Annotated in this window: 9 protein-coding genes and 1 pseudogene; 4 read left to right on the top strand and 6 right to left on the bottom strand. The window is 57.4% G+C overall.

Translation table 11 applies throughout. The features are described from left to right. The first annotated feature begins 138 nt into the window (after positions 1-138). The 3 genes from otsB to otsA all read left to right on the top strand — a co-directional run bounded on the left by otsB (position 139) and on the right by otsA (position 4,256). Positions 139-888, top strand: a complete 750-nt coding sequence (otsB, locus tag AC07N6_RS23065; RefSeq protein WP_494783466.1) for a trehalose-phosphatase — start codon at positions 139-141, stop codon at positions 886-888. A 90-nt stretch (positions 889-978) separates the two neighbouring features. Then, complete coding sequence (locus tag AC07N6_RS23070; protein WP_494783465.1) at positions 979-2,868, top strand: glycoside hydrolase family 15 protein; 1,890 nt, start codon at positions 979-981, stop codon at positions 2,866-2,868. Beyond that, a complete protein-coding gene (gene otsA, locus AC07N6_RS23075; protein WP_494783464.1) occupies positions 2,868-4,256 on the top strand; it encodes an alpha,alpha-trehalose-phosphate synthase (UDP-forming) in 1,389 nt (462 codons plus the stop codon). Before AC07N6_RS23070 ends, otsA begins: the two co-directional genes overlap by 1 nt. A 118-nt stretch (positions 4,257-4,374) precedes the next feature. Here the strand turns inward: otsA and AC07N6_RS23080 are convergent, their stop codons facing one another. The 4 genes and pseudogenes from AC07N6_RS23080 to AC07N6_RS23095 all read right to left on the bottom strand — a co-directional run bounded on the left by AC07N6_RS23080 (position 4,375) and on the right by AC07N6_RS23095 (position 6,311). Further along, positions 4,375-4,566 (bottom strand): hypothetical protein, encoded by a 192-nt coding sequence (locus AC07N6_RS23080; RefSeq protein ID WP_494783463.1) that lies wholly within the window; start codon positions 4,564-4,566, stop codon positions 4,375-4,377. 36 nt (positions 4,567-4,602) lie between these two features. Next, on the bottom strand, positions 4,603-4,956 hold the full coding sequence (locus tag AC07N6_RS23085) for a hypothetical protein (protein WP_494783462.1): 354 nt from the start codon (positions 4,954-4,956) through the stop codon (positions 4,603-4,605). A 690-nt stretch (positions 4,957-5,646) separates the two neighbouring features. Then, on the bottom strand, positions 5,647-5,907 hold the full coding sequence (locus AC07N6_RS23090) for a hypothetical protein (RefSeq protein WP_494783461.1): 261 nt from the start codon (positions 5,905-5,907) through the stop codon (positions 5,647-5,649). 1 nt (position 5,908) lies between these two features. Further along, a pseudogene (locus tag AC07N6_RS23095) lies at positions 5,909-6,311 on the bottom strand (hypothetical protein). Between AC07N6_RS23095 and AC07N6_RS23100 the strand changes: the two are divergent. Continuing rightward, positions 6,283-6,468 (top strand): SymE family type I addiction module toxin, encoded by a 186-nt coding sequence (locus tag AC07N6_RS23100; protein WP_494783460.1) that lies wholly within the window; start codon positions 6,283-6,285, stop codon positions 6,466-6,468. The pseudogene AC07N6_RS23095 and the gene AC07N6_RS23100 overlap by 29 nt on opposite strands. Positions 6,469-6,624: 156 nt before the next feature. On the opposite strand, the gene AC07N6_RS23105 is transcribed toward AC07N6_RS23100, so the two are convergent. Beyond that, positions 6,625-6,924 (bottom strand): contact-dependent growth inhibition system immunity protein, encoded by a 300-nt coding sequence (locus tag AC07N6_RS23105; RefSeq protein ID WP_494783459.1) that lies wholly within the window; start codon positions 6,922-6,924, stop codon positions 6,625-6,627. After that, positions 6,921-8,486 (bottom strand): RNase A-like domain-containing protein (locus AC07N6_RS23110; RefSeq protein WP_494783458.1); only part of this gene is annotated, 1,566 nt, incomplete at its 5' end. The genes AC07N6_RS23110 and AC07N6_RS23105, both read right to left, overlap by 4 nt.

Raw genomic sequence — 8,486 nt, forward strand, 5'->3', positions numbered from 1 at the left:
GCATATCGGAAACTGCGGCTGTACGTACGCGCAAAGCCGGCTTTCTCGGCCGTGCTTGCTTCCAGGGTTCGATAGACGAAGGTGAAGTTGTTCGATAAGCAATTGGAACTTATTTGCTTCTCATTAACCTGAAAGAGCATGACTGAGCAAACTCGCCACTATGATTTTGCTGCCGATGCGTTATTTCTGGACTTCGACGGCACGCTGGTCGATCTTGCGCCACAGCCTGAAGCGATTGTGGTGCCGCCGGAACTGATCACGCTCTTGCAGCGGATACAACAAGCATCCAACGGTGCGCTGGCCATTGTCAGCGGCCGCCCGCTGGACCAGCTCGACTTTTTCCTGGCCCCCCTGCGCTTGCCGCTGGCGGGTGTGCATGGGGCCGAGCGGCGCACTGCCGATGGGCGCATCATCGCCCAGCCGGTGGCCGATGTGCAGCACCTGCGCGAGCGGCTGCTGCCGCTGGTCAATTCGCACGAGGGCCTGCAGCTGGAGGTCAAGCGCGGCGCGCTGGCCTTGCACTATCGCCATGCCGCCCATCTTCAGCAGCGCTGCATCGAAACCATGATCGATGCCCTGAAGCACGAGCCCGGCTTCACCATGCTCAACGGCAAGATGGTGGTGGAGGCCAAGCCGCATGTGAACAAGGGCGACGCCGTCGCGGCCTTTTTGCATGAGCCGCCGTTCCGCGGCCGGCGGCCGGTATTCATCGGCGACGACATCACCGATGAGGCCGGCTTCGCCGTGGTCCAATCGGAAACCATGAACGGCCTGGGCATCAAGGTAGGGGCGGGGCCCAGCCAGGCTTTGGCGCGCGTGGCCGACCCGGCCGCCGTGCTCGGCCTGTTGCGCCAGGCGCTGGATCCACAGCGGGCCGCCGCCCTTTAGTTCGTCGCCATATGCGCCAGGGCTCGTCGGCAGCCCGGCAGCGCATCAGCCTTCCACCAAGAAATCTGGACAACAGAGCATGAGGGAACCATGAGCCAGCCAAGTACCGATCCGCAGCAAGAACCCCAGCCATCGCCGCATTCCCAGTCGCAGCACTCCGAACAGCCGCACCTGGCGGCGCAGGCGCACGACAATCCCTCCACTTCTTCCCTCGAGCTCGGCGTGATCGGCAATTGCGCCTTCTCGGCGCTGGTCGACAAGATGGGGCGCATCGTCTGGTGCTGCCTGCCACGCTTCGACGGCGATCCGGTCTTCAATGCGCTGCTCGACCCCAGCGACAACGGCAGTCTGTGGGCTTTCCAGCTGGAGAATTTCTCGCACAGCGAGCAATGGTATGAACCCAATACCGCGGTGCTGCGCACGCGCCTGTACGACACGCTGGGGCAGGGCATCGAGATCACCGACCTGGCGCCGCGCTTCCATAGCCGCGGCCGCTTCTTCCGGCCATTGCAGGTGGTGCGCCGCATCCACCCGCTATCGGGCGCGCCGCGCATGCGCGTCATCTTGCGTCCCAGGTTCGACTGGGGCCGCGAAGTGCCGCTGGAAACGCGCGGCAGCAACCACATCCGCTATGTCGGCAATGGGCAGGCGCTGCGCCTGAACACCGACGCGCCCATCAGCTATATCGTCGGCGAGACGGCCTTTGTGGTCAGCCGCCCCTTCAACTTCATCCTCGGCCCCGACGAAACCCTGCATGGCGGCATCAACGACACCGCGCGCGATTTCGAACAGGAGACGCTGGCCTATTGGCGCAACTGGAGCCGTGCGCTGGCTACGCCGCTGGAATGGCAGGACGCCGTGATTCGCGCCGCCATCACGCTCAAGCTGTCGGTGTTCGAGGACACCGGCGCCATCATCGCCGCCATGACCACCAGCGTGCCCGAGGCGCCCGGCAGCCAGCGCAACTGGGACTACCGCTATTGCTGGCTGCGCGATGCGTTCTTCGTGGTGCGCGCATTGAACAGCCTGTCCGAACTCGGCACCATGGAAGACTACCTGCGCTGGCTGACCAATGTGGTGGTGCGCTCCGGCGGCGGCCATGTACAGCCGCTGTACGGCATCGGCCTGGAAGAAGCGCTGCCCGAACGGATCCTCGACCATCTGCCCGGTTACCGGAACTACCCGCCGGTGCGCGTGGGCAACCAGGCCTACGAACATTTCCAGCACGACGTCTACGGCAACATCGTGCTCGGCGCGGCGCAGGCCTTCCACGACATGCGCCTGCATCATCGCGCCGGCGCGGAGCATTTCCAGCATCTGGAGGCGGTCGGCGAGCGTGCCTATGAAGTCTATGACCAGCCCGACGCCGGCATGTGGGAGCTGCGTACGCGCTCGCGCATCCATACTTCGTCGGCGCTGATGAGCTGGGCTGCCTGCGACCGCCTGGCCAAGATCGCCGCGCGGCTGGACCTGGATGAGCGCAAGCAATACTGGCGCGCCCGCGCCGACGAAATCGGCGCGCGCATCCTGACCGAAGCCTGGAATGAGCAGCGCCAGGCCTACGCCGAAAGTTTCGGCGGCCGCGACCTCGACGCCAGCGTGCTATTGATGGTCGAAGTCGGCCTGATCGCGCCGACCGACCAGCGCTTCATCTCCACCGTCGACGCATTGGAAAAATATCTGTGCGACGGCCCCTACATGCGCCGTTACGAAGCGCCGGACGACTTCGGCCGGCCCGAGACGGCGTTCAACATCTGTACGTTTTGGCGCATCGATGCATTGGCGCGCATCGGCCGCAAAGAGCAGGCGCGCGAGATCTTCAATGCCATGCTCGACGCGCGCAACCACCTCGGCCTGTTGTCTGAAGACACGCATCCGGTCACACGCGAGATGTGGGGCAATTTCCCGCAGACCTATTCGATGGTGGGCATTATCAATTGTGCGATGCGCTTGTCGGCATCGTGGGAGGCGGTGATCTGATGGGCAGATTGGTGGTGGTATCGAACCGCCTGGCCGATCCGCGCAAGCCTGCCGCCGGCGGGCTCGCGGTGGCGCTGGGCGAGACCTTGAGAAAGACCGGCGGCATGTGGTTCGGCTGGAGCGGCAAGGTGGTGGAGCAAGGCACGCCCGGCGAAGGCGAGCTGCGCGTGCACCAGGCCGGCACGGTGACGCTGGCCGAGCTCGACCTGTGCCAGGAAGACCATGACGCTTACTACCGCGGCTACGCCAACGGCGTGCTGTGGCCGGTATTCCACTACCGGCTCGACCTGGCCAAATTCGAGTCCGGCCACCTGGGCGGCTACCGTCGCGTGAACCAGCTGTTCGCGCGCAAGCTGTTCCCGCTGCTCAAGCGCGACGACATCATCTGGATCCACGACTACCACCTGATCCCGCTGGCCGCCGAGTTGCGCGCCATGGGCTGCGAGGCGCGCATCGGCTTCTTCCTGCACATCCCGCTGCCGCCGCCGCCGATCCTGGTGGCGATCCCCTCGCACGAATGGCTCATGCGCGCGCTGTTCGCTTACGACCTGGTCGGTTTCCAAAGCCATGCCGACCTGCAGCACTTCGCGCAATATGTGCAGGCCGAAGCCACCGCCGAACCGGTCGGCGCCAACCAGTACCGCGCCTTCAACAGCACCGTGCACGCCGGCGCCTTCCCGATCGGCATCGACGTGGCCGACTTCCAGCGTCTGGGCCGCGCCAGGGAGGCGCGCGACACCTATGAAAGCACCAAACAGGAATATTCGCGCCGGCGGCTATTGATCGGCGTCGACCGCCTCGACTACTCCAAGGGCCTGCCGCAGCGCATCCGCGCCTTCCGCGAACTGCTGCGCCTGTACCCGGAGAACCGCCACAGCGCCACGCTGCTGCAGATCGCCTCGCCCAGCCGCGAGGATGTCGAAGCCTACGGCGATATCCAGCACGAGCTGGAAAGCCTGTGCGGTTCCATCAACGGCGATTTCGGCGACTTCGACTGGATGCCGATCCGCTACATCCACCGCACCGTCGCGCGTCGCCGCCTGCCGGGTTTGTACCGCGCCTGTGCGGTGGCGCTGGTCACGCCGCTGCGCGACGGCATGAACCTGGTCGCCAAGGAATTCGTCGCCGCCCAGGATGAAGAAGACCCCGGCGTGCTGGTGCTGTCACGCTTCGCCGGCGCCGCCGAGCAGATGAAGGCAGCCCTCATCATCAACCCCTACGATACCCATGGCACCGCCCAGGTGATCCAGCACGCCTTGCAGATGTCGCTGACGGAGCGGCGCGAGCGGCATGCGGCGCTGATGAGCAGCATTCGCGAGTTTGATGTGCATTGGTGGTGCAGGGAGTTTTTGCAGACGCTGCAGCGGTCAAGGGCTGTGGGTGTTTAATGGTTAGCGTGATATGTCGGGATTGTCACAACCTGCGTTGGAGATGACTTTTCCCGACGATGCCCATTGAGCCGGGTGGGCAAGCGGCATCAGGAACCTGATGTCGCTTGCCGGGTTTTTATACAAGCTCGCGCTCGAATTTCTGGCCGACTAATGCCTCCTCGCCTTTTTCGTCGACCAAGGCCAAAAATTCTTCCCAAAATGCCATGACCTGACGGAACTGCGACACCGTAAAGCGTTGCGGCGTACCGTATTCTTCTGAGTAATCTGAGGTGTTTTCATTGGCGATCAGGACATAGCCTGGTTCCACGAAAGGTTCGCGTATCCAGAATTGATATCGTTGACTTCATTGTTTCCGATCAACGCATTTTTCAATGTCTGATATTTCACCGTCATAAAAGATTGATTTTGGAATCCCTTTTGAGAGGTCAATCACATACTTTTCTCCGTCTGATCCGTGAATAACTAAATCAATGTTCAGCAATTCAGCTTTTTCTGCAAGTGAAGTTCTATACCAACCCAGACAGATACCATGATTATCGTAGATGAGAATTGACTGTTGTCCGTGGCCATTTTTAAATGCCAAATTTCTGAGATACCAACATGATTTATTTGTTGAATCAATTCCCAAGAACTTATGGTTGCTAGAGGAAATTTCGGACGTTTTCTTCGCGATAGAGTCCAGTTGATCTGTGGACACGCATTTCGCATGAGTGCAAGAAATAAGAAAAAAGCCAGGCGCGATTAGGGCCCAACGCAGACGCTTCATTTCATCGCCCCCTTAATCGTAAGACTTCTTGTGCATGGTACTGTAATGGAATACAGGATAGTCTTATCCATATTTTTATTGCCGTTGTACCGTTCAAAGGTCCCTTTGGACCAAGAAAATTTAACGCCGAAAACTAACTCTTAAAATGGTACGGCGCTCCGTAGCGGATCACTGTTCATGAGGCGACTCTCCTGTGTATTGGAGGTCATCAATCGGTTCCCATACACTCCCCAAAAAGCCCCATTCAACTTATATTCGTTTACAGACAAACCAAATGACATTAATCGCCACTGCATTAAATGCAAGAAGCAAGATATACCAAGCAAAAAGACGATCAGCAAAACGTGACTCTATAGATGTCAATGCAACTCTTATGGCTTTCCGATCTTCAATTACGATCGTAATAAGAACTATGCAAGCAAGCCAATTGATCGTATGCCATCCCCACAAAATGGAAATGGCAAAAACGAAATTTAATCCGTAACCCATCACCAGCAATATGACAACAACGTTCTGCCAAAAAGGGCTAAGTTTTTCACCCACTCGCATATATAGCTTTTGCAAAAAATTATTTAGGTTTCTTTAATTGTGGATCAAGCGGTTGAATTGCATCGTCTTAGGCTATCGCGGGAAGGAAATTGCTACTTGATGCTCATCACAAATAAATCCTTCCTCAGCAAAATTGTGTGGTGTTTCATCTGTAGACCAATAACGCAATGTGGGGATCTGACGTTGAATTTCCTCTCGTACTGAGACCGATAACCGATTAGTCATATGCACAACCCGCCGTACCTTCGACCAGCCCTCTGACGTCTCTTTAATCATGTTACCTTTTGCAATAGAAATTTTTATGGCGAGGTCTATATGTGGTGACTTACTCATTTCATTTCCTTAAATTTATTTTCTCAATTAACTGCAACTGATCGCTGTAATCACGAATGAAGTATTGCGTCGCGCCTCCCGGTCCGAAGACAGGATTTGCTTTGACAATTCCTGACGGAACAGTGAGATCCGAATATAGGATGTGGACTGACCTGTAGACTTTGAAATAGAGATTCGCGACTAAGAGCAGAATTGATTAATGCCTGTTCGGTAGTGTAATAAGACGACTGTCCTGGTATGCCACCATAAACTCTAGTCCCGCTAGGCAGTACATTCATCTTCCACTCGTCGGCTGTATATCCCCAACGAACTTGATCCGTCCGTGCTAGATGGATATCAAAGCCAGAAGAGGCTCGTGCAGCTTGGCTGTTCGCAATGTTGTTGAGAACGTTCGTTCGAATCACTGCCGCATCAGCCGCTGCGCTATTTGCCCCGGAGGCGAAATTTAAAATCCCCTGGATTCGATTGCGCGGGTTGTGGCTTCAACAAGCCGGATTTACACCGCAGTCGCGAATCCGCACGCGCGTGATGACCGATTGCCTGGTTATCACGCGGGAGTAAAAAACTGCCGACAAACGAAGGGCCGCAATCGCGGCCCTTCTCTTGACAGCTACGTAAAGCCGTTCTCGAACCCCTCGTTGCCCCGACTAGGATACGACCAGGATACGGACGAGATACGAAGAATGCCAACCGGGATACGAGCGGGTACGGCCGGCGTTACCTTCCCAAAAACGCACTGCGTACTCGACCCAGCCACTGTTTGTAAGTGAGCCCTTCCGAGCTTGGATCAAAGTAACAACCGACTTGATCAACAAGGATCGTTCTCAAATCGTTTTCGAGTAGCTCTGCGGCCAGCAGCGCATCAATCTCCCCAACGCCGGTCGCAATTTTCTCTTTCGGCTCAGACTCAAGGATCGCCTGAAGCGCAGCGGCATCGTCATCAAATTCATCCAGCCAATCCTGATGAAGGTAGCAACCAAGCAACTGTTCAAGCGCATCTAATTTTTCAAAGGTCATGGTGTTGTCGGGAATCCCGTAAGAATTTTATATCCAGTTGGCATTGACGGATCGCGCACAAGAATTGTTCGAGTCGAATTTACGTCAATAGCACCCGTTGCGCCGCGCGAAACCGAAATGCCGACAGGATCAGGGAGCGTGTAGTCAATCCGCAGACGACCTGCTGAGCCGTTCAGCCAGGTTGAGATCGCTGATTGATTCGCGTCCAACGCCTGTGATACCGCCTTTTCAGCCATTGCTCGATCATAGTACGACGATGATCCGCTAATTTTGGGCTCATTAGTCAAGCGTGTCATTAAGGATTGCTCTGTCTGTCTAACATGCTTAAGAATCAAATGGCCGCCGGCGGTTTCATGAGCTTGCAGACCTCCGCCCGGAACAATCTTGCTAAATGGCGCTTCGACAGCGGCAGCGTTATTTGCCCCAAACACCGCCTCAGCCGAATTAGTAATCCCGCCATTACGCCGAGCTTGCACCATAACTCCAGCCCGTCCAGCCGACAACGGTACACTTTCTCCCACCGGATTGCTGGACATGGAATCAAACGCCGAAGCGAGTTGCGCGTTATCAAGCCTGAAGCCATAGCGCTCGCCCTCCATCGCCAATCTGCCGGTGCGTTGCGTCAACGCATAGCCATCCCAATTGACCTGTGCGTCTTCTCTTCCTGCCAGTCCTGCACGCGCCTGATTCAAGTCGCTGAACGCACGATTATATTCATCTTGCGTCGTCCACTGTCGCTTGTTCAGCTTGCCTAATAAGCCATCGGCTGTTCCTACCGCATTGCCGACTGCTTCTGTCAATCCCTTGTAGCGGGGATGCATGGCTCCCGGACCGCCAACATCGAACACATCGCCGCCAAACGTATCGGCATAACGATGAGCGACCGTAGGGATATATTCCTGCCCTGGAATATCGCTCCAGATCGTACGCGAAGCCACATCTGTGAGCGGGCTTGCTCCCATCTGCAAGGGCAACTCCGGCGTGCCATTTGCAGTGAGGCTGTAACTGGTGCGTTGCCAATTCATATCTCGTTCCGACGCAAACTGCGCCCCCCAGCTCTGCGCTTGCGCTGAGCTGGCCTGAATGCCGCTACCACCGTCTTGGCCGGATGGCATCAGTCCATAGAGCATCTCTCTACGCGCAGCCATCAGCCGCTGCTCCATCTCACTTGCCCCCATCGCTCCGCTAATGGCGGCGCCGGCTATCAGTTGTCCCGCATGCGGTGCGCGTCCCATCAGAGCGCCATAGCTCGCTCCCGATGCGATCCCTGAGACGGTGTTATGCGCAAACTGCTTGCTCCAATTAAATCCATTTTGGAGGTCATAACCCATCATGGAGTTGGCGGCCTTGCCCGCTGCATATCCCACACCCGCGGCAGCGGCACTCGCCGCCACTCCACGCCAATCGAAACTATGCTGCAGACCCGCTGCCGTCATGATGCCCTGGCTGGCGATGTTGCCGATACCCGCTTGCACCATGGCACGTCCAGCCTGGCCAATGTCGCCCAGCTTGTTCAATATGTTGGTGGCCGTACTGCTGTTCAAGGCACTGCCCACGCCCGC

The organism is Herbaspirillum sp. GW821-FHT09A12, assembly GCF_059418325.1.